Source organism: Streptomyces sp. NRRL S-378, assembly GCF_000720645.1.
In the GTDB taxonomy this organism is placed as follows: Bacteria; Actinomycetota; Actinomycetes; order Streptomycetales; family Streptomycetaceae; genus Streptomyces.
On sequence record NZ_JOBX01000014.1, the window covers coordinates 11405 to 29034 of the forward strand.

Below are 17630 nucleotides of genomic sequence, written 5' to 3' on the forward strand. Positions count from 1 at the left end.
CCGCACGCGGCCGCGCCCGTGGCATGCTCGATCCCTCCGGCCCGGCCGCCGCGCAGCGGGCGGGACGCACCCACCCCGATGAACAGCCCGGGACCAGCCGCGCCCGCCGTCGGCCGCGCCCGATCCAGGGCCCGGTCCCGCGGGAGGCCCCGTGTTCCGCCGCCTCGCCCACCCCTGCCGCCACCGCCCCCACTGCCGGCACCGCCGCCACCGCACGAGGGCCGTCGCCCTCGCCGTGGCCGGCCTGGCGCTCCTCCTCGCCGCGGGCACCTCCGGCGCGGCGAACCCCGCCGTACCCGGCCCCGGGGCGGCACCCCGTACGCCGGCGTCGGCCACGGCGCCGACGACCGTCGTCCCCGACGCACCCGGCAGCGCGACCCCCCTCTCGGGCTACGCCGTCCAGTCCACGGCCAAGGTCACCGACACGGCCGAAGCCGTGTCCAGCCCCGGCTATCCGGCCACCGGCTGGTACTCCGCGGGCCCCCGGTCCACCGTCCTCGCCGCGCTGCTCGCCGCCGGTGTGTACCCGGACCCGTTCCACTCCACCCGGCAGAAGCTGATTCCCGCCGCGGACTTCGCCGTGCCCTGGTGGTACCGCTCCGACTTCACCCTCGCCGACACGACGGCCCGTACCCACCTGGACCTCAGCGGCGTCATCTCCGCCGCCGACGTCCACGTCAACGGTCACCGGATCGCCACCGCCGACACGGTCACCGGCGCCTACACCCGTCACGAGTTCGACGTCACCGCCCTCGTCCGGCCCGGAACCAACACCGTCGCCTTCCGGATCCAGCCCAACAACCCGCGCAAGCACCTCACCATGGGCTGGCTCGACTGGCTGCAACCGCCCCCGGACCAGAACATGGGCATCGTCCGCGACGTCACCGTCCGCCGCGCCGGACCGGTCGCCCTGCGCGACGCCCACGTGGTGACCGCCCTCGCCCTGCCGTCCATGGCGTCCGCCGACCTCACCGTCAAGGCCCGGCTGCGCAACGACTCCGACGCCACCGTCACCACGACCCTGTCCGGCACCGTCGGCGGCGGCGCGCCCTTCGGCCGCACCGTCACGCTCGCCCCCCACGAGACGCGGGCGGTGGTCTTCGCACCCGCCGAACACCCCGTGCTGAGGCTGGAATCGCCCCGGGTGTGGTGGCCGGCCCACATGGGCGGGCAGCCGATGTACGCGCTACACCTCACGGCCACCGTGAACGCCACCCCCTCCGACACCGCCCACCAGGCCTTCGGCATCCGCGACGTACGCGCACCCCTCAACGCGGACGGCGCCCGCCGGTACGAGGTCAACGGCCGCCCCCTCCTCATCAAGGGCGGCGGCTGGTCCCCCGACGAGTTCCTCCGCTGGGACCCGACCTACACCGAGGACCGCCTGAAGTACGCCCTCGACCTCGGCCTGAACACCCTGCGCCTGGAAGGGCACATCGAGCCCGACGAGTTCTTCGACCTCGCCGACCGGCACGGCATCCTCACCCTCCCCGGCTGGGAGTGCTGCACCAAATGGGAGGGCGAGACCAACCGCTCCGGCTCCGGTGAACGCTGGTCCGGCGCCGACCACTCCGTGGCCCGGGCCTCGATGGCCGCCGAGGCCGCCCGGCTGCGCCACCACCCCAGCGTGATCTCCTTCCTGATCGGCAGTGACGCCGCACCGAACGAGGAGATCGAGCGCGGCTACCTCGACGCGCTGAAGGCCGCCGACTGGACCGCCCCGGTGATCCCCGCCGCCTCCGACACCTCGTCCCCGATCACCGGCCGCTCCGGCATGAAGATGACCGGACCGTACGACTGGGTCCCGCCGGGCTACTGGTACGACAAGCGCGAGGGAGGAGCGAGCGGCTTCAACTCCGAGACCAGCGCCGGCCCCGACGTCCCGACCCTCGACACACTGCGCCGCATGATGACCCCGGCCGAACTCGAAACCCTGTGGAAGGACCCGACCGCACCCCAGTACCACCGCTCCCCGTCCGCCACCTTCGACACGCTGGAGCTCTACGGCGCCGCCCTCACCGCCCGCTACGGGGCCCCGGCGAGCCTGGAGGACTACGTACGCAAGGCGCAGCTCGCCCAGTACGAGAACGTGCGCGCGCAGTTCGAGGCGTACGCCCGCAACGCCAAGGACCCCTCGGACCCGTCGACCGGCGTCGTCTACTGGATGTTCAACAGCGGCTGGACCTCGCTCCACTGGCAGCTCGTGGACCGCTACCTCGACCAGGGCGGCGCCTACTTCGGCGCGAAGAAGGCGAACGAACCCCTGCACGTCCAGTACGGGTACGACGACCGCTCCGTGGCGGTCGTCAACAACCGCACCGCACCCGCCTCAGGACTGACCGCCCGGGTGACGCTCTTCGCCCCCGACGGCACACAGAAGTACGACCGCACGGCGACCGGCCTGAGCGTTGCCGGCGGCGGCGCGAGCAGCACCGTGCTCACGGTCCCCGCGTCGGTGCCGGGCCTGCCCACCACGTACCTGGCCAGGCTGCTGCTCACCGACGCCGCCGGACGGGAGGTGAGCCGCAACGTCTACTGGCTCTCGACGGAGGAGGACGTCCTCGATTACGAGCGGAGCGACTGGTACTACACGCCCACCACCTCCTACGCAGACCTGCGCGGGCTGGACGCGATGCCGCGGACGGCCGTCGCCGCCACGGCCTCCACGACTGCCGACGCCTCCGGGACGACCACGACGACCGTGACCCTGCGCCATGCGGGCACCGGCGCCACCCCGGCCCTGCTCACGGACGTCCACCTGGTGGGGGAGCAGGGAACCCCGGTGCTGCCCGTGCGGTGGACCGACAACCAGGTCAGCCTCTGGCCGGGGGAGTCGGTCACGCTGACGGCGACGTACCGGACCGCGGACCTGCACGGAAGCGCGCCCCGGCTGCGGATCTCCGGCTGGAACACGCCGACGTCGACGATCCCCGCGGCCTGAGTGCGGCCCGGCCCCCTGCAGGGGGTCAGGCCGGCAGCGCGGCCCCCTGCAGGGGTCGGGCCAGCAGCGCGGCCGCCTCCCGCCGGGCCTGCAGGAGCCAGGCCCGGCGGGTCTCGTCGGTGGAGTCGGTGACGGTACGGAAGACCACCCGGCGCACGTCGACGACTCCCACGTACGGCAGGACGCACGCCGCCCAGATCCGCTGGAGCGGGTCGCCGAACTCGCTCTCCTCACGCTCGCCCGGGGTGTCGGAGGTGTTCAGCACGAGGGCCCGGCCGGCCGACAGCAGCCCGGCGGGCTCCCCGTCGGCGGTACCCAGCTTGTAGGCCACGCCGGGCACGAGGACGCGCTGCACCCAGCCCGTCAGGACGGCCGGCGGCATGCCCCACCAGTTCGGGTGGACGAACACCAGGGCGTCGAGCCCGGCCACCTCCCGCCGGTGCAGGGCCACTTGCGGATCGTCCGCGCTCGCGGCCGGGGAGACGGTGCCCGTCTCCTCGGCGGACAGCAGGGGCGGAAAGCCTTCGGCGCACAGATCGTGCGCGACCACCCGGCACCCGCGGCCCTCCAACTCGTCCACGACGGCGTCGAACACCGCATGGTTGAAACTGCCCGCCCGCGGATGAGCGAGGTACACCCCGACACGCATGATCCGTTCCCCCCGGTCGACTTGAGCCGTGGCCCATTGTCCCCGACCACCACCGGCGGCCCTCCGAGAGCAGGTCCTTGCTGCGCGCCGGAAGGCACTGGTCGTACACGCGGCAGCCTGACAGCGTCGAGCCCGGCAGGCTCGTGCTGGTCCTGTACGGCCATGCCGGATCCCTGCCGTCCCTCCGTGCACAGCTGCAGTCGTGCTGGGAAGAGGTGACCGCGTCGTCCTCGTAGACGCTCGCGTATGCGCATGAGCGTTTCGGCTATGTCGCGTCTCGCGCCGCTCGTCTTGACTGAGGTCATGACGAAGACGACGCGGACAACGCAGACGACGAACGACACGCAGACCACCGGCCGGGCGCTCAGCATGGTCATCGGAGGGAACGGCAAGACCGGCCGCAAGGTCGCCGAGAAGCTGACGGCCCAGGGCCTGCCCGTCCGGGTGGGGTCCCGCAGCGGCACACCGGCCTTCGACTGGAACGAGCCCACCACCTGGCTCCCGGCACTGGAAGGCGTCGACCGGGTGTACGTGACCTACTACCCCGACCTTGCCTTCCCCGGTGCCCCCGAGCAGGTGGGGGCCTTCGCCGAGGCGGCGGTCGCCGCGGGGGCACGCCGCCTCGTGCTGTTGTCCGGGCGGGGAGAGGAGGCCGCGCAGCTCAGCGAGGAGAAGCTGAAGGCGTCGGGGGCCGACTGGACGGTCGTACGGGCCAGTTGGTTCAACCAGAACTTCGACGAGAGCTTCTTCCTGGAGCCGGTGCTGGCCGGGGTGATCGCCCTGCCGACCGCGGACGGCGTCGAGGCGTTCGTCGACACCGAGGACATCGCCGACGTGGTGGTGGCCGCGCTGACCGACGACCGGCACATCGGCAGGACGTACGAGCTGTCGGGTCCCCGGCTCATGAGCTTCGCCGACGTCGCGGCCGAGCTGTCGGAGGTCACCGGCCGGGAGATCTCCTACGTACCCGTCACGGACGAGGCGTACCGCGCGGAACTGCGGGAGCACGGTCTCCCGGAGGACTTCGCAGCATTGTTCACCCTGATCCTGGACGGGCGCAACGCGCACCTCGTCCACGGGGTCGAGGAGGTCCTGGGCCGCAAGCCCAGGGACTTCGCGGACTTCGCCCGCGAGGCAGCGGCCACCGGAGTCTGGGACGTCCCTTCCGCCTGACCGGCCCCGAGCACCGCGGCGGAGAAGATGTACCCATGGACATGTTGACCGGCCTGCTCGAAGGCCCCCAGGCCCGGGGGGCCTTCCTCCTCAAGTCCGTCCTCAACCCGCCGTGGGCCATGCGGATCGAGGACCGCGCTCCGCTGTCGGTCGCCACGATGGTGCGCGGTTCCGCGTGGCTGCTGCCCGACGGGGGAGAGCCGGTACGGGTCGCCCCGGGCGACGTGGCATTGGTGCGCGGGCCCGACCCGTACACCGTGGCCGACTCCCCGGACACACCCGTGACGGTGACGGTGGGAGCGGACCAGCGGTGCAGCACACCGGAGGGGGAGGACGTCACGGACTCCATGGCGCTGGGTGTGCGGACCTGGGGAGTCGCCCACCAGCACGCCGGTTCGGCGGTGATGCTCAGCGGCACCTATCAGGCGCCGAGCGAGATCGGCCGCCGGCTGCTGGGCGCACTGCCGAATATCCTGGTCAGACCGGCGAAGGCCGCGGACGCGACGCTGATCGACCTGCTCGCCTCCGAGATCTCCAGTGAGGAGCCGGGCCAGGAGGTGGTGCTGGACCGGCTGTTGGACCTGCTCCTGATCGGGGTCCTGCGGGCGTGGCCGTCGGCGGCGGACTCGAGCGCGCCCGCCTGGTTCCGCGCCCAGAGCGATCCGGTCGTCGGCCCGGCACTGCGGTTGCTGCACGAGAGCCCGGCGCACGCGTGGACGGTGGCGGAACTCGCCGTACGGGTCGGGGTGTCACGGGCGTCGTTGGCCCGCCGGTTCAGGGAGGTGATGGGGGAGCCGCCCGTCGGCTATCTGACGGGCTGGCGGCTCGCGTTGGCGGCGGACATGCTGCGCGAGCCCGACGCCACGGTCGAGCGGGTGGCCCGCCGGGTCGGCTACGGCAGCGCCTTCGCCCTGTCGGCGGCCTTCAAACGGGTCCGGGGGATGAGCCCCCAGGCCTTCCGCGCGGGCGGGTCCGGGCCCGAGGCGGGGCTGGCGCCGGGGCCCGGGGGGACCGTGGTCCTCAGCCCGCCGGAGGTGCGGCCGCGTCGAGGGTGAGCACGCCCACGCGTTCGTCACCGCTGAGTTCGCCGGTGGGGGTGAACCCGAGTCCCAGGTAGAAGGGTTCGGGACTGCCGGGGCCGAGGTGCCAGCTGACGTGGACCGCCCCGTGGGTGCCGCGGCGGCGGATCTCGTCGACGACGGAGTGCACGGCGAAGCGGCCGTAGCCCTTGCCCTGATGGCCGGCGTCGATCGTGAGGCGCCAGATGCCGCTGCGCCGGTCGGTCGGATCGGTCGCCGGGTCCCAGACGATGTCGTGGAAGGCCATCACGAAGCCGACGACGTCGCCCCCGTCGACGACGGCACGCGGCCAGGCGCAGGTGGGGTGGACGTAGGCCTCTGCGAGGGACTTCACGACGGGGGAGACCAAGTGCGTCTGATCGGGGCGCACTTGCACGGCACACACCGCGTCGAAGTTGTCGGCGGTGACGGGTTCCAGTCGCAGGGTCCGCTGCGGCGGGACGATCATGGCGGGCATGACATCACCCTAGCGTCACCCTCCCCGGCCCGGCCCGGGGAGCCCGTCGAGACGCGACCTGTGCGAGAGGTGTGGGGGAGGGGGTGCTGCTCGGAGGGGTACTGCTCCCGTCGCTGTCAAGACACGAAAGTCCGAGACATGACCGACGGTCCCTCGGTCCTGTCTGGTGGAGGTCAGCGCCGCCGCACAGCGACACGGGAGAGGTGAGTGGCGATGACTCCTCAGGACGAGCGGTGTGCGTCGGCCCTACGGCCGGCCGGACGCTGGGTGGCCGCCGACCGGATACCGGTGGGATCCGACGGCCTCGCCCTGGCCCGGTCCGTCAACGACCACGTGCGACGGACGGGAAAACATTTCCTGCCGGAACGCATGCTGAAGCGGCTGGGAGAAATCCGTGACCGGAATGCGGCGGGCCTTCCGCTCCTCCACGCTTTCCTCGACTGTTCGCTGGACAAGCACGAGGACCGTTTCTGGAACCGTACGTATCTTTCGCTGCCGGTTCTGGAGCTTCTCCTGGACGCACGGAATTCCGTGCGGAGCGCCGACCGGATGGCCACCCTGCTCATGGCCGATGTCGTCCGGTTCGAGGTCGGGGCCGCGACCGGGTCGCGGGAGGGCCCCGGCCGGGGCCGACCGGACGCGGAAACGGTACGGACGCGGCTGCGGCACGCCCTGAGGTTCGTCGCCGCGGGCCTCGGTGGGCCGGAGGCCCGCGACCTGCCGTCACGACTGGACGGAACTCCCGCTTCCCGGTTGCGGGAACTCGCCGACCGCCTGCCCCGGCCGCCGGCCGCGGGAGCCTGGGCGTGGTTCGACGTCACCGTCCAGCCGGTCTACGTACTCCACGACGAATACTTCTTCATCCGTATCCTCCAGGCCCACGAAATGCTCTTCACGGCAATGGCGCACCATGTGGAATCGGCCGTTTCCGCATTGCGGGCGGGATGTCCGGGGGAAAGCGCCGAGCGAATGGACGACGCGTCGGCGATCTTCGAGCGGGCCGCCGGACTCTTCCGTACGGTCGCCACGATGCGCGCGGACCACTTCTCCTCCTTCCGGCACTACACCCAGGGCGCCAGCGCCATCCAGTCCGAGCAGTACAAGCGCTTCGAGAGCCTCTGCGGAGTGCCCCCGGCCCCGCGGCTGCACTCGACCGCCTTCACGAGCGTGCCCGCCGTACGGGCCGAGGCGCGGGCCGCCGGTCACGACACCGTCACCCGTGCCTACCTCGACCTCCGCCGTGAGGGAGGGCCCGACCGGGCGGAATGGAACCGCCTCGACGCCGCGCTCGGCCGGCTGGAGGGCCGGCACCAGCGCTGGAAGTCGGCCCATCGCGGCCTGGCCGCGCGGATACTCGGCGACGCGCACGGATCCGGGTACACCGACGGCGTCCCGTACCTGACCGCAGCCCTGGAGAACCGGCTGTTCTGGCAGCTGCGCGCGAGCCGCTGAGCGGCGTGCACCGTCCCCCGGGTGACATCCCCGGGGCGTCGGGCGTTGATGTGAGCATGGACATGGACGACGTGGTGGACCTGCTGGACGCACTGCTCGACGGGGTGACCGAGCCCCGCCTGAAGCTGATCAGCGCAGACGAGGCGCGGGCGCTGATGGTGCTCCTGGGGGTGCTGGAGGACGACGGGCAGCCCGAGGAGATCCGCCGCGCGGCCGGCGACATGCGCTACCGGATCAGCACCCGCCTGGCCTGAACCCCCGGCCGCGCCGGCTCGCGTCCCAAGGACCGGTCCCGAGGGCGGTCGGCCCGTCGGGCAGACCGGCGAGGTGATCATTCTGCAGCCGGTCCCGGAGGTCCAGGAGCGCGAGCGCCACGGCTTCGCCCTCCGGCCCGCGCCCCCGCCGTACCGCACCGGTAGGATGACAAGAGGTTAACGAACTGTCATCGTGCTGTCGTCCTAGGGTCCGAGGGAGGGTGCGGGGTGTCCGAAGAGCTGGCGCTGCTGGTCGCGGACGTGTTCGAGGCCGCCGGGCTGCTCCGCCGGATGGGGGAGGGCGTCGCGGCGGCCGAGGGGCAGACCCAGGCCCGTTGGCAACTGCTCAGCGTGGTCTCCGACGAGCCGATGCCCGTCGCCCGAGCCGCCCGCCGCCTCGGGATCGCCCGCCAGGGAGTACAGCGGGTCGCCAACGACCTCGTCCGCGAGGGCCTCGCGGACTTCCATCCGAACCCGGACCACCGCGGATCACCGCTCCTGACCCTCACCCCGCTCGGACGCACCACCCTGGAGCGGATCACCACCCGCGCCGGCGCGATCCATCAGGTACTGACCGCCGACATCCCCACGGCCGACATCGCCGCCGCGCGCAGCCTCCTGCACCGCCTGATCGGCGAGGTACGCAGCTACGAGGAACAGGAGACGCCTTAGGACGTCGCCGGACGCTCCTCGATAGCCCGGGCGATGAGATCGTGGACGAGGAACTCCCCGGGCCGGCGGTTCTCCTGAAGGCGGGCGAGGTCGTCGCGGCCGAACCAGCCGTAGGCGCGATGTTTGGCCCACTCCAGCGCGGGAGCGTCCAAGTCGCCCTCGACCTCCACGAGATAGTCGGCCTCGTGACGGAGCCCACCGCCGTCGTCCCCCGTCCAGGTCGTGGTGCCGAGGAACCGCCGCACGCGGCGCAGGCGCCAGCCGGTCTCCTCCGCGACCTCGCGTGCCAGGGCCTCCAGGACCGTTTCGCCGGCCTCGACATGGCCGCCGACGATGTCCCAGGAGTCGGGGAAGAGCCGCCGGTCCGCGCTCCTCTTCTGAGCGAAGGCCGCGCCGTCCCCGTTGAGGATGACGGCGCCGACGGTCCAGACCTCGCCCGCAGCGGGAACGGGCACCTCGACGTCGTCGTCGACCACGAATGCAGGGCTGTGAGCAGGCATGGCCGCCAGCCTATGGCAGTGCGCCGGCGGGCGGCGGTCGTCACCCTGGCAGAATGTGATCTTCATGGTTCGGCGAGTGGGGGGAAACGGCGTGCGTGGCGGCTTCATACGGGGAGCGGTGGTGTTCCTCGTCCTGACCTCCGCGGCGGTCGGTTGTTCCGGTGGGGAGACGGGCGGGAACGGGAGCGCGCCGCTCACTTCCGCGGCGCTTTCGGACGCCGTGCTGAGCGGCAAGCACTCCGGCTTCGAGGCGACGCCCCAGAGCGAGCCCCTCCTGGAGGAGGTGGACGTGGTCACGGCGACCGATCCCGCCTGTCAGCCGCTGGCGGATCTGCGGAGCGTCACCCCGCGGCACGAAGCCACCGCTACCGCCTCGGCGGCCCTCGAGGCCGAGGGCGAGGCCACTACGGGTGGTGGCGTCGGGAGCGTCGTCCTCACCAGTTACCCGGAGGGCGAGGCCGAGGCGTGGATGCGCGAGCTGAAGGCGGCTGCCGCCGCGTGCAAGGACTTCGAGGTCACCTCCCAGCGGGGCTGGAAGGACCAGGACACCGTCAAGGCGTTGCCCTCCGCCGGCGTGGGGGACGACTCCGTCGCCTTCTCCGCCGTCAGCACCCGTGCCCCTCACAAGGGGCTGACGATGACGGTCGTGCGCACCAACGGGTCGCTTGCCGTCTACCTCACCTCCCATGAGGGGGATCCGATCCCGCCCGCTCTCATGAAGCGGCAGCACGAGAAGCTCCAAGAGGCGGGTTAGGCGGCCCCGATGGAGCAGCGGACGGACCGGCCCCAGGGGGTCGTGGTGTTCGTGTGCGCGACGTGCGGGGTTCGGTTGACCGGCCCGCTCATGCCGCTGCCCGCGGTTCCCGAAGCCCCCTACCACGCCTGGTCGGAGGCGGACGAGCCGCGTCCGCTGCCGGCGACCGTACCGTCCGGCCACTACGCGATCGAGACGGAACCGTACGGCGCGCCCCTGGTCGTCGCCGAGGTCCCGGGACCGGTGATGCCGCGACTCGGGACGTACCGCAACGCCGCCGGGCAGCCGCTGGTGTCGCGGGGCCCGCGGGGGAACATCGTCGTCGACCCGGACGACGCGCGCGGCCTGGAGCTGCAGCATGCGGCTCCGGCCTGCTGCGGAGCCGCCCCGGACGGCGGTATGAACCAGGTGTGCGGCTCCTGCGGAACCCTCGTCGCGACCCTCTCCTCCGACTGCGCCATGCCGTACGAGCTCCACCTCTCGGCCGCACACGTCCGCGCGGTACGCCCGACGCGACGATGACCCGCACGCCCATCCGCGGCGGCGCCTCCGCGTCTCAGGCGCAGTCGTAACGCACCTTGACCCGGCGCCCCGGGCAGCTCCGGCACTCGAAGAGGCAGAGCCCGCCCGCGTCGCCGAGCATCAGGCCCGCGTCCTCGTACCGGACCCCCTTGCCCTCGACGGGGTCCACGTCCGCCGGGACACCCCGAAGGGCGCCCGACTGGTCGTCGTCTTCGAGGGCCTTGCCGCGCAGCACCGTGCTGTCCCGCCGCCTACGGCTTCCGGGCACCGCCAGGTTCGGGACATCCGGACCCGTGGAGCGCGGTGGGGGCACTCACCGGAACACCGGGCCGGGGAGGTCCAGGCGCGCGAGTTCGGCAGGGTCCACTACGGCGGTGATCCCGGTGATGCGGCCGTCGGCGACGGTGAAGGCGAGCAGGGACATCGGGGTGCCGTCCTCGTTCCAGGCGAGGACGCCGGGTCGCCCGTTCACGGTCGCCGCACGTCCGCGCGCCGCGCCGCCGGCCACGCGGGCGCGGCCCGCGACCTCGGTGGCCCCGATCGTGACGAACCGCCCGCCGGGCGTGTGGACGGTGAACTCGACCTCGGGATGCAGCAGTTCCAGCAGCCGCCCGAAGTGGCCTTCGCGAGCCGCCGCCAGGAACGCCCCGACGACCTCACGTTGCTGCTGCCGGTCGTGCGCCGACTGCCGGGCCGCCCGCACTTTCCGGCGGGCGCGGCTGGTGAGCATCTTCGTCGCGTCGGCGGACTTGCCGAGGATGGTGCCGATCTCCCCGTGCGGGACGGCGAACACGTCGTGCAGCACGAACGCCAGACGTTCGTCCGGGCGCAGCGAGTCCAGGACCGTCAGCAACGCCGGGCCCACTGAGTCGCCCAGCGCCATGAGTTCCTCCGGAGCCTGGCCGTCGTCAAGGGTCACGACGCGTTCCGGCAGTCCGTCGTCGAGGGGGACGGTCGGGCGGGTACGGCCGGAGCGCAGGAGGTCGAGGCTGATGCGGCCGACCACGGTGGTCAGCCAGCCGCCGAGATTGTCGATGGTGCCGGCGTCCTGGCGGGACAGACGCAGCCACGCCTCCTGCACCGCGTCGTCCGCATCCGCGTGCGAACCCAGCACGCGGTGGGCAACGGCCGTGAGCCGGTCGCGGTGGGCCTCGAAGGCCGCGGCCATCAGATCGGCGGGCTGAGTGCCGGACATGGTGTTACCTCCCTGGGAGCTGCTCCGTCATAGGGGTGACGGGCACCGGCCCGGCAAGGTAACCCCGACCGAGGAGAGCACCCTGCCATGCAGAACCGACTGAAGAACAAGAACACCGACAACCCCGACGTGTGGAAGGCGATCGGGCACCTGCAGAAGGCGATCGCCGCCGGCGGCGTCGACCCGAAGCTGCTCGCGCTGGTCCACCTGCGCGCCAGCCAGATCAACAGCTGTTCGGCCTGCGTCCACGCCAGTGTCGCCGGGGGTAAGAGGGCAGGTGACACCGACGAGCGTCTGCACAACGTGGCCGCTTGGCGCGAGGCGCCGTTCTACACCGATGCGGAGCGCGCGGCACTGGCGCTGGCCGAGGCCGCCACCCGGCTGCAGGACGGCGCCGAGGGAGTGACCGACGGCATCTGGGAAGAGCTCAACTCCCATTTCACCGAAGAACAGATCGGCGCGCTCAACCTCGAGATAGCGCTGACCAACTTCTTCAACCGCATCAATCGCACCATCAAGGAGCCGGCCGGCCGGACCTGGGGCTGACCGGTGGCCGGTCTTCAGGGGTGAGTGCTTGACGCGGGGGCGGTGGGGGGACAGCCTTGCCCGGAGTTACCGAGAGGTAGGGGGCGAAGGGGTGGGCATGGACGGGGACGACGCGGAGTTGATGTTCCAGGGGGTCGAGCGGCAGGCCGAGATGGTGCGTACCGGAAAGGTCACCTCCCGGGCCCTCGTCGAGGCCGCGCTGCGCCGCATCGCCCGGTTCGATCCCGCTCTCGGAGCCTTCCGCGTCGTCCTCGCCGAGCAGGCGCTCGCGGAGGCCGACGCCCGGGACGCGGAGGCGGAGGGGGACGCCGGGCAGGGGCACGGCCCGCTCCACGGCGTGCCCGTCGCCGTCAAGGACGAGCTCGACGTCGCCGGGCAGGTCACCACCTTCGGCGGCGCCGCCAACCACAGCCCCGTCGCCGCCGATTCCGAAGCCGTACGCCGGCTGCGCGCCGCCGGAGCCGTCGTCATCGGCAAGACCACGATGCCCGAATTCGGCCAGTGGCCCTTCACCGAGTCCGACACCCACGGAAGCGCCCGCAACCCCTGGGACATCACCCGCACCCCCGGCGGGTCCAGCGGCGGCAGCGCCGCCGCGGTCGCGGCCGGGCTCGTCGGTGCCGCGCTCGGCGGCGACGGCGGCGGATCGATCCGCATTCCGGCCGCTTGTTGCGGGCTGTTCGGCCTCAAACCCCAGCGCGGCCGGGTCTCCACCGCCCCGAACGCGCACCTCTGGTACGCCCTCGGCACCGTGGGACCGCTGACCCGCAGCGTCCGCGACGCCGCCCTGCTCTACGACGTCCTCGCCGGCACCACCCCCGCCGACCGCTGGAGCGCCCGCCCCGTCACCACCGGGTGGCTGCGGGCCCTGGAGACCCCGCCCGGCCGACTGCGCATCGGCTATTCCGCCAGGCCCGCCGTCCCCGGTGTGCGCCCGCATCCCGAGCACGTCGAGGCCATGCTGGAGACCGTAGGGGCGCTGCGCGAACTGGGGCACGACGTACGGGAGGTCAACCCCCGCTACCCGGACGCGACGGCTCCGTTCGCGGCGCAGTTCTGCGGCGGGGTGCGTGCGGAGGCCGCCGCCGTCGAACGCCCCGACCTGCTGGAGGCGCGCACCCGGAGCACGCTCGCGCTCGCCCGCCTGGTCCCCGAATCCGCCGTGGAACGCGGGATCAGGGCGGGGGAGCGGCTGGCGGAGCGCGCCGACCGCATGTTCACCACCATGGACCTGCTCCTCACCCCGGTCGTCGGCGCCCGCCCGCGCCCGGTGGGCGCGCTGGACGGCGCCGGTCTGCTGACGGCTTTGGTGCGTTCGCGCCCGATGGTCGCCTATACCGCGCTGTGGAACGTCACCGGGCACCCGGCGGCCTCCGTGCCCGCGGGCCACGGCACGGACGGGCTTCCGCTCGCCGTACAGCTGGTGGGCCGCCGCGACGACGAGGTGTCCGTGCTGCGGGTGGCGGCGCAGTTGGAGGAGGTCCGGCCGTGGGCCGGGCGCCGCCCCCGGCTCACGGCCCCCTGACGACCTTCCGGCGCGCGGACGCCTCCGCACGGGTACGGGTACCCGTGCGGAGGCGGGGAGCGGGGGTCTTCCGGCCGCTGCTACTTCACCGAGCCGGCCATCACGCCCTGGACGAAGTGCCGTTGGAAGGCGAAGAAGACGACCAGCGGTACCACCAGCGACAGGAACGCCCCGGGTGCGAGGACGCCGATGTTGCTGCCGAACTGTCGCATCTGGGACTGGAGCGCGACGGTGAGCGGCTGCGACCCGGTGTCCGCGAAGAGCAGTGCCACGAGCATGTCGTTCCAGACCCAGAGGAACTGGAAGATGGCCAGGCTCGCGATGGCCGGACGGCCGAGCGGCAGCACGAGCCGGGAGAAGATCCGCCACTCGCTGCCGCCGTCCATCCGGGCGGCCTCCAGCATCTCGCGCGGGATCTCGGCGAAGTAGTTGCGCAGGAGGAAGATCGCGAACGGTAGTCCGTAGGCGACGTGGAAGAGGACCACTCCCGCGATCGTCCCGAACAGGCCCACCGCGCCGAACAGTTTGGCCACCGGCAGCAGCCCGATCTGCACGGGTACCACGAGGAGCCCGACGACCACGAGGAAGACGGCGTCGCGGCCGGGGAACTCCAGCCACGCGAAGGCGTATCCGGCGAGTGCCGCGATGACGACCACCAGGACGGTGGTCGGCACGGAGATCAGGACGGTGTTCCAGAAGGCCGCCCCGATGCCGGAATCCCTCAGCAGGGCGCTGTAGTTGTCCAGGGACAGCTGGGACGGATCGGTGAGGGCGGTCCACCAGCCCTCGGTGGCGTTGTCCTGCTCGGAACGCAGGGAGGACAGGAGCAGGCCCGCCAGCGGTGTGATCCATACGAGGGCGACCAGGATCAGGACGCCCTGGACGACGGAGCTGCCCAGGAGCCGGGAGACCCGGCCCCCGCGGCGGCGCCCGGGCGCGGATCCGGGCGGCGTCGCGGACAACCGCGTGGACGCTTGCGTGGACGGCTGCTCGGACGGTTGCGCGGACCGGCCGACGGGCCGGAGCGCCGTCGTCCGCCCGGACGGGCCGCGCTGCTCGACGGTGCTGTGGCCGCTCATGCTCCACTCCTTCGGAAACGCCGGACATTGAAGATCATCGCGGGGACGACGAGGAGCAGGAGCACCATGCTGAGCGCGCTGCCCAGGCCCTGGTCGTTGCCGCCGCCGAAGGAGACCAGCCACATGCGGGTGGCCAGTACGTTCGCTTCCTCCTGGACCGGGCCGGGCGCGATGATCCAAACGAGGTCGAAGACCTTCATCACGTTGATGACCAGGGTCACGAAGACCACGGTGAGCACCGGCGCGAGCAGCGGCACCGTGATCTTGCGGAAGATCTGGCCCTCGGTGGCGCCGTCCATGCGCGCGGCCTCCAGCGCGTCGCGCGGGATGGCCGCCAGGCCGGCGCCGATCAGGACCATCGAGAAGCCGGTCCAGACCCAGAGGTAGGCGCCGATGATGGCGGGCGTGACCAGCGCGGGGCCGAGCCAGTTCACGCCCTGGTACGGGGCGTCGAAGTTGGCCGCGGGCAGCCGGACGGTGTAGTCGCCGTCGGCCAGGCCGGCGAACCGGAAGGACCCGTCGTCGGCCGTGGTGGCGGTCGCGGCCACGCGGCCGTCCCGCACGGCCTCGACCTTCATGCCGGGCAACCCCTTCTCACCGGGGTCGACCCTGCCCGGTGTGCCGGTGCCGCCGGGGGCGAAGTCGAGGTAGACGACACCCCCGATCGCGTCCGCGGAGCCCGCGGCGGGTGAGGTCCCCGCCGCGTCGGCCGGGCCGGCCGCGGGCTTCGCGCCGGCCGGCACGGCGTCGGGAGCGACGCCGATGAACCCCAGGCCGACCGAGCCCCCGGGCCGTACGGTCGCCGTGGTGGTGTACGGGCCGCCCGCCCCGCCCGTCAGACCGTGGCCCTCCCGGGCCCGGGCCGTCGGATACGCGGCGGCGTCGTCGAAGCCGTCGTGGACGGCGACGGCGGCGGCGTTGAGCACGCCCCGGTCCGGGTCCTGTTCGTAGGCGAGCCGGAAGATGATGCCCGCCGCGAGGAACGACACGGCCATCGGCAGGAAGAGGACCAGCTTGAACGCGGTGGCCCAGCGCACCTTCTCGGTGAGGACGGCGAGCAGCAGCCCCAGTCCGGTGAGCAGGGTGGGGGCGACGACGACCCAGACGGCGCTGTTGCGGATGGCCTTGAGGGTGGCCGGGTCCTGCACGATCGCCGCGTAGTTCGCGGCGCCGACGAACCGGTCGCCGTCGGCGTCGAAGAGGCTGCGGCCGAAGGAGAAGAGGACGGGGTAGACGACCAGCGCGCCGAGCAGCAGCAGGGCCGGCAGGACGAAGACGACCGCGAGGCGGCGCTTCCTGCGCTGGGCCCGGCGCCGGCCGTCGGCGGCGGAGCCGGCGGTCGCTGGGCGGACGGTCACGGTGTCAGCCATGGCGGTCGCCTCAGTTCCCGTAGGCCTTGGCGGCCTCGGCCTCGAGCTTCGCGGCGGTGCCCTGCGGGTCGGAGGGGTCGCGCAGGAAGTCCTGGAGGAGCTTCCACTCACCCGCGCCCTTGGTGCCGCCGAACGCGGCCGGCGCCTGGTCCGACATGTCGAAGCGGATCGAGTTTCCCGCCGCGATCAGCGAGTTGGCGGTGCTGCGGGTGGTGTCGTCGCCGTACGAGGCGAAGTCGACCTCGTTGTTCGGGGACAGGAAGCCGCCCGCGCCGGCCCAGACCTCGGCCGCCTCGGCACTCGCCAGGAACTCGACCAGTTTCATGCCGGCCTTGCCGTTCTTGCCGTCCTTCAGGACGACCGCCGCGTCACCGCCGCTGACCACCGGCGGCCGGCCGCCGTCGACCGAGGGGAAGGGGAAGAACTTGGCGTCCTGCCCGAGCTTCTTGCCGAACTGGCCCTTGGCGACGCCGCCGACGAAGTCGCCCTCGTAGACCATGCCCGCCTTGGGTTCCGGGCCGAAGACCTGCGCGACCGAGGAGGGGAAGTCGGTCCCCAGGGCCGCCTGGGCGCCGCCGGCGACGAGCTGCTTGTCCTTGAACAGTTCCCCGAGGGTGGTCAGGGCCCGCACGACGCTCTCGTCGGTCCACTTCAGCTTGTGCTGGGCGAGCTGGTCGTACTTCTCCGGTCCGGCCTGGGAGAGGTAGATGTTCTCGAACCAGTCGGTGAGGGTCCAGCCGTCCTCGCCGGCTATGGCGAAGGCCGGGCGGCCGGAGTCCGCGAGGGTGCGGCCGGTCTTCAGCATGTCGCTGTAGCTCTTGGGCTCGCCGACGCCGGCCTGGGCGAAGGCCTCGGGGGCGTACCAGACGGTCGACTTGTGCGCGGCCTTGAAGTAGAGGCCGTAGTACGTGCCGTCGACGGTGCCGTAGTTCTTCCACACCGGCGCGAGCGTGGATCCGGCGGTCTGGGCGGTCTGCTCGGACAGCGGCTGGAGCCAGCCCTCCTTCGCGAACTGCTGGAGCACGCCGACCTGCGGCACCATCACCACGTCGGGCGCGTTGCCGCCCTCGATCTTGCTGCCGACGAAGGTGGAGACGTTGTCGCCGGAGGGCACGAAGACCGTCTTGGCGCCGGTCTTCTGGGTGAAGGCGTCGAGGACCTTCTTGAAGCTCTGCTGCTCGGCGCCGGTCCAGACGCCCGCCACGGTGACGGTCTGGCCGCCGAGGTCGCCGCTGCTCGCGGGTCCGGTGGCGCCGCCGCAGGCGGTGGTGCCGAGGGCGAGGGCGAGGGCGGCCGTCGCGGTGGCGGCACTGCGGCGGGTCGTCTTGCTGGGTCGTCGCATGAGGAGTCCTTTCGGGGAAGTCCGGGGCCGGGGGGGCCTGCCCGGGACCACGGGCTGAGGGAGGAACGGGCTACGGCTGGGGATGCGGGGCTGCGCGTGCGGGGGCCGGGGGCCGGGGGG

The 17630-nt window shown here is 72.5% G+C and carries 18 protein-coding genes; 10 read left to right on the top strand and 8 right to left on the bottom strand.

Annotated features, from left to right (window positions below):
- Positions 1 to 151 precede the first annotated feature (151 nt).
- On the top strand, positions 152 to 2941 hold the full coding sequence (locus tag IH80_RS0112805; RefSeq protein ID WP_030960197.1) for a glycoside hydrolase family 2 protein: 2790 nt from the start codon (positions 152 to 154) through the stop codon (positions 2939 to 2941).
- A gap of 25 nt (positions 2942 to 2966) precedes the next feature.
- On the opposite strand, the gene IH80_RS0112810 is transcribed toward IH80_RS0112805, so the two are convergent.
- Positions 2967 to 3590 carry an NAD(P)H-dependent oxidoreductase gene (locus IH80_RS0112810; RefSeq protein ID WP_030960198.1) on the bottom strand — a complete coding sequence of 208 codons (624 nt, stop codon included), beginning with the start codon at positions 3588 to 3590 and terminating at the stop codon, positions 2967 to 2969.
- Between the two features lie 303 nt (positions 3591 to 3893).
- Between IH80_RS0112810 and IH80_RS0112815 the strand changes: the two genes are divergently transcribed.
- Positions 3894 to 4763 carry an NAD(P)H-binding protein gene (locus tag IH80_RS0112815; protein ID WP_030960199.1) on the top strand — a complete coding sequence of 290 codons (870 nt, stop codon included), beginning with the start codon at positions 3894 to 3896 and terminating at the stop codon, positions 4761 to 4763.
- Positions 4764 to 4798: 35 nt separating this feature from the next.
- Positions 4799 to 5818, top strand: coding sequence for an AraC family transcriptional regulator (locus IH80_RS0112820; protein ID WP_030960201.1), 1020 nt, complete (start codon positions 4799 to 4801; stop codon positions 5816 to 5818).
- Here IH80_RS0112820 and IH80_RS0112825 read toward each other — a convergent pair.
- Positions 5784 to 6299 carry a GNAT family N-acetyltransferase gene (locus IH80_RS0112825; RefSeq protein WP_234432217.1) on the bottom strand — a complete coding sequence of 172 codons (516 nt, stop codon included), beginning with the start codon at positions 6297 to 6299 and terminating at the stop codon, positions 5784 to 5786. The genes IH80_RS0112820 and IH80_RS0112825 overlap by 35 nt on opposite strands.
- A 213-nt stretch (positions 6300 to 6512) precedes the next feature.
- Here IH80_RS0112825 and IH80_RS0112830 point away from each other — a divergent pair, with 213 nt between their 5' ends.
- The 3 genes from IH80_RS0112830 to IH80_RS0112840 all read left to right on the top strand — a co-directional run bounded on the left by IH80_RS0112830 (position 6513) and on the right by IH80_RS0112840 (position 8677).
- Positions 6513 to 7751 (top strand): tryptophan 2,3-dioxygenase family protein, encoded by a 1239-nt coding sequence (locus IH80_RS0112830; RefSeq protein WP_107056804.1) that lies wholly within the window; start codon positions 6513 to 6515, stop codon positions 7749 to 7751.
- A 56-nt stretch (positions 7752 to 7807) separates the two neighbouring features.
- The gene (locus tag IH80_RS0112835; protein ID WP_030960206.1) at positions 7808 to 8005 is read left to right on the top strand and encodes a hypothetical protein; all 198 of its coding nucleotides are present in this window, start codon (positions 7808 to 7810) and stop codon (positions 8003 to 8005) included.
- Positions 8006 to 8233: 228 nt separating this feature from the next.
- Positions 8234 to 8677, top strand: a complete 444-nt coding sequence (locus tag IH80_RS0112840) for a MarR family winged helix-turn-helix transcriptional regulator (protein WP_030960208.1) — start codon at positions 8234 to 8236, stop codon at positions 8675 to 8677.
- Here the strand turns inward: IH80_RS0112840 and IH80_RS0112845 are convergent.
- Entirely contained in the window at positions 8674 to 9177 is a 504-nt protein-coding gene (locus IH80_RS0112845) for an NUDIX hydrolase (protein ID WP_030960209.1), read from the bottom strand. The genes IH80_RS0112840 and IH80_RS0112845 overlap by 4 nt on opposite strands.
- A 91-nt stretch (positions 9178 to 9268) precedes the next feature.
- On the opposite strand from IH80_RS0112845, the gene IH80_RS0112850 reads away from it, so the two are divergent.
- On the top strand, positions 9269 to 9931 hold the full coding sequence (locus IH80_RS0112850; protein ID WP_158943419.1) for a hypothetical protein: 663 nt from the start codon (positions 9269 to 9271) through the stop codon (positions 9929 to 9931).
- A 9-nt stretch (positions 9932 to 9940) separates the two neighbouring features.
- On the top strand, positions 9941 to 10453 hold the full coding sequence (locus IH80_RS0112855; RefSeq protein ID WP_030960213.1) for a hypothetical protein: 513 nt from the start codon (positions 9941 to 9943) through the stop codon (positions 10451 to 10453).
- A gap of 34 nt (positions 10454 to 10487) precedes the next feature.
- On the opposite strand, the gene IH80_RS0112860 is transcribed toward IH80_RS0112855, so the two are convergent.
- Positions 10488 to 10721 (bottom strand): hypothetical protein, encoded by a 234-nt coding sequence (locus tag IH80_RS0112860; RefSeq protein ID WP_158943421.1) that lies wholly within the window; start codon positions 10719 to 10721, stop codon positions 10488 to 10490.
- Between the two features lie 45 nt (positions 10722 to 10766).
- A complete protein-coding gene (locus IH80_RS0112865; RefSeq protein WP_030960216.1) occupies positions 10767 to 11648 on the bottom strand; it encodes a sigma-70 family RNA polymerase sigma factor in 882 nt (293 codons plus the stop codon).
- A gap of 87 nt (positions 11649 to 11735) precedes the next feature.
- Between IH80_RS0112865 and IH80_RS0112870 the strand changes: the two genes are divergently transcribed.
- On the top strand, positions 11736 to 12194 hold the full coding sequence (locus IH80_RS0112870; RefSeq protein WP_030960218.1) for a carboxymuconolactone decarboxylase family protein: 459 nt from the start codon (positions 11736 to 11738) through the stop codon (positions 12192 to 12194).
- 97 nt (positions 12195 to 12291) lie between these two features.
- Positions 12292 to 13719 (top strand): amidase, encoded by a 1428-nt coding sequence (locus tag IH80_RS0112875; protein ID WP_037879757.1) that lies wholly within the window; start codon positions 12292 to 12294, stop codon positions 13717 to 13719.
- Positions 13720 to 13799: 80 nt separating this feature from the next.
- Here the strand turns inward: IH80_RS0112875 and IH80_RS0112880 are convergent, their stop codons facing one another.
- From IH80_RS0112880 to IH80_RS0112890, 3 genes are read right to left on the bottom strand one after another with little or no spacing between them, the layout of a single operon-like run.
- A complete protein-coding gene (locus IH80_RS0112880) occupies positions 13800 to 14798 on the bottom strand; it encodes a carbohydrate ABC transporter permease (protein WP_078906486.1) in 999 nt (332 codons plus the stop codon).
- Positions 14795 to 16168, bottom strand: a complete 1374-nt coding sequence (locus tag IH80_RS0112885) for an ABC transporter permease subunit (protein ID WP_030960222.1) — start codon at positions 16166 to 16168, stop codon at positions 14795 to 14797. Before IH80_RS0112885 ends, IH80_RS0112880 begins: the two co-directional genes overlap by 4 nt.
- A gap of 10 nt (positions 16169 to 16178) precedes the next feature.
- Entirely contained in the window at positions 16179 to 17510 is a 1332-nt protein-coding gene (locus tag IH80_RS0112890; RefSeq protein WP_030960223.1) for an ABC transporter substrate-binding protein, read from the bottom strand.
- Positions 17511 to 17630 lie beyond the last annotated feature (120 nt).

Coding starts and splice junctions, on each gene's coding strand:
- IH80_RS0112810 (WP_030960198.1), bottom strand. CDS start 3,590: ATGCGTGTCGGGGTGTACCTCGCTCATCCGCGGGCGGGCAGTTTCAAC.
- IH80_RS0112815 (WP_030960199.1), top strand. CDS start 3,894: ATGACGAAGACGACGCGGACAACGCAGACGACGAACGACACGCAGACC.
- IH80_RS0112820 (WP_030960201.1), top strand. CDS start 4,799: ATGGACATGTTGACCGGCCTGCTCGAAGGCCCCCAGGCCCGGGGGGCC.
- IH80_RS0112825 (WP_234432217.1), bottom strand. CDS start 6,299: ATGCCCGCCATGATCGTCCCGCCGCAGCGGACCCTGCGACTGGAACCC.
- IH80_RS0112830 (WP_107056804.1), top strand. CDS start 6,513: ATGACTCCTCAGGACGAGCGGTGTGCGTCGGCCCTACGGCCGGCCGGA.
- IH80_RS0112835 (WP_030960206.1), top strand. CDS start 7,808: ATGGACATGGACGACGTGGTGGACCTGCTGGACGCACTGCTCGACGGG.
- IH80_RS0112845 (WP_030960209.1), bottom strand. CDS start 9,177: ATGCCTGCTCACAGCCCTGCATTCGTGGTCGACGACGACGTCGAGGTG.
- IH80_RS0112855 (WP_030960213.1), top strand. CDS start 9,941: ATGGAGCAGCGGACGGACCGGCCCCAGGGGGTCGTGGTGTTCGTGTGC.
- IH80_RS0112865 (WP_030960216.1), bottom strand. CDS start 11,648: ATGTCCGGCACTCAGCCCGCCGATCTGATGGCCGCGGCCTTCGAGGCC.
- IH80_RS0112870 (WP_030960218.1), top strand. CDS start 11,736: ATGCAGAACCGACTGAAGAACAAGAACACCGACAACCCCGACGTGTGG.
- IH80_RS0112875 (WP_037879757.1), top strand. CDS start 12,292: ATGGACGGGGACGACGCGGAGTTGATGTTCCAGGGGGTCGAGCGGCAG.
- IH80_RS0112880 (WP_078906486.1), bottom strand. CDS start 14,798: ATGAGCGGCCACAGCACCGTCGAGCAGCGCGGCCCGTCCGGGCGGACG.
- IH80_RS0112885 (WP_030960222.1), bottom strand. CDS start 16,168: ATGGCTGACACCGTGACCGTCCGCCCAGCGACCGCCGGCTCCGCCGCC.
- IH80_RS0112890 (WP_030960223.1), bottom strand. CDS start 17,510: ATGCGACGACCCAGCAAGACGACCCGCCGCAGTGCCGCCACCGCGACG.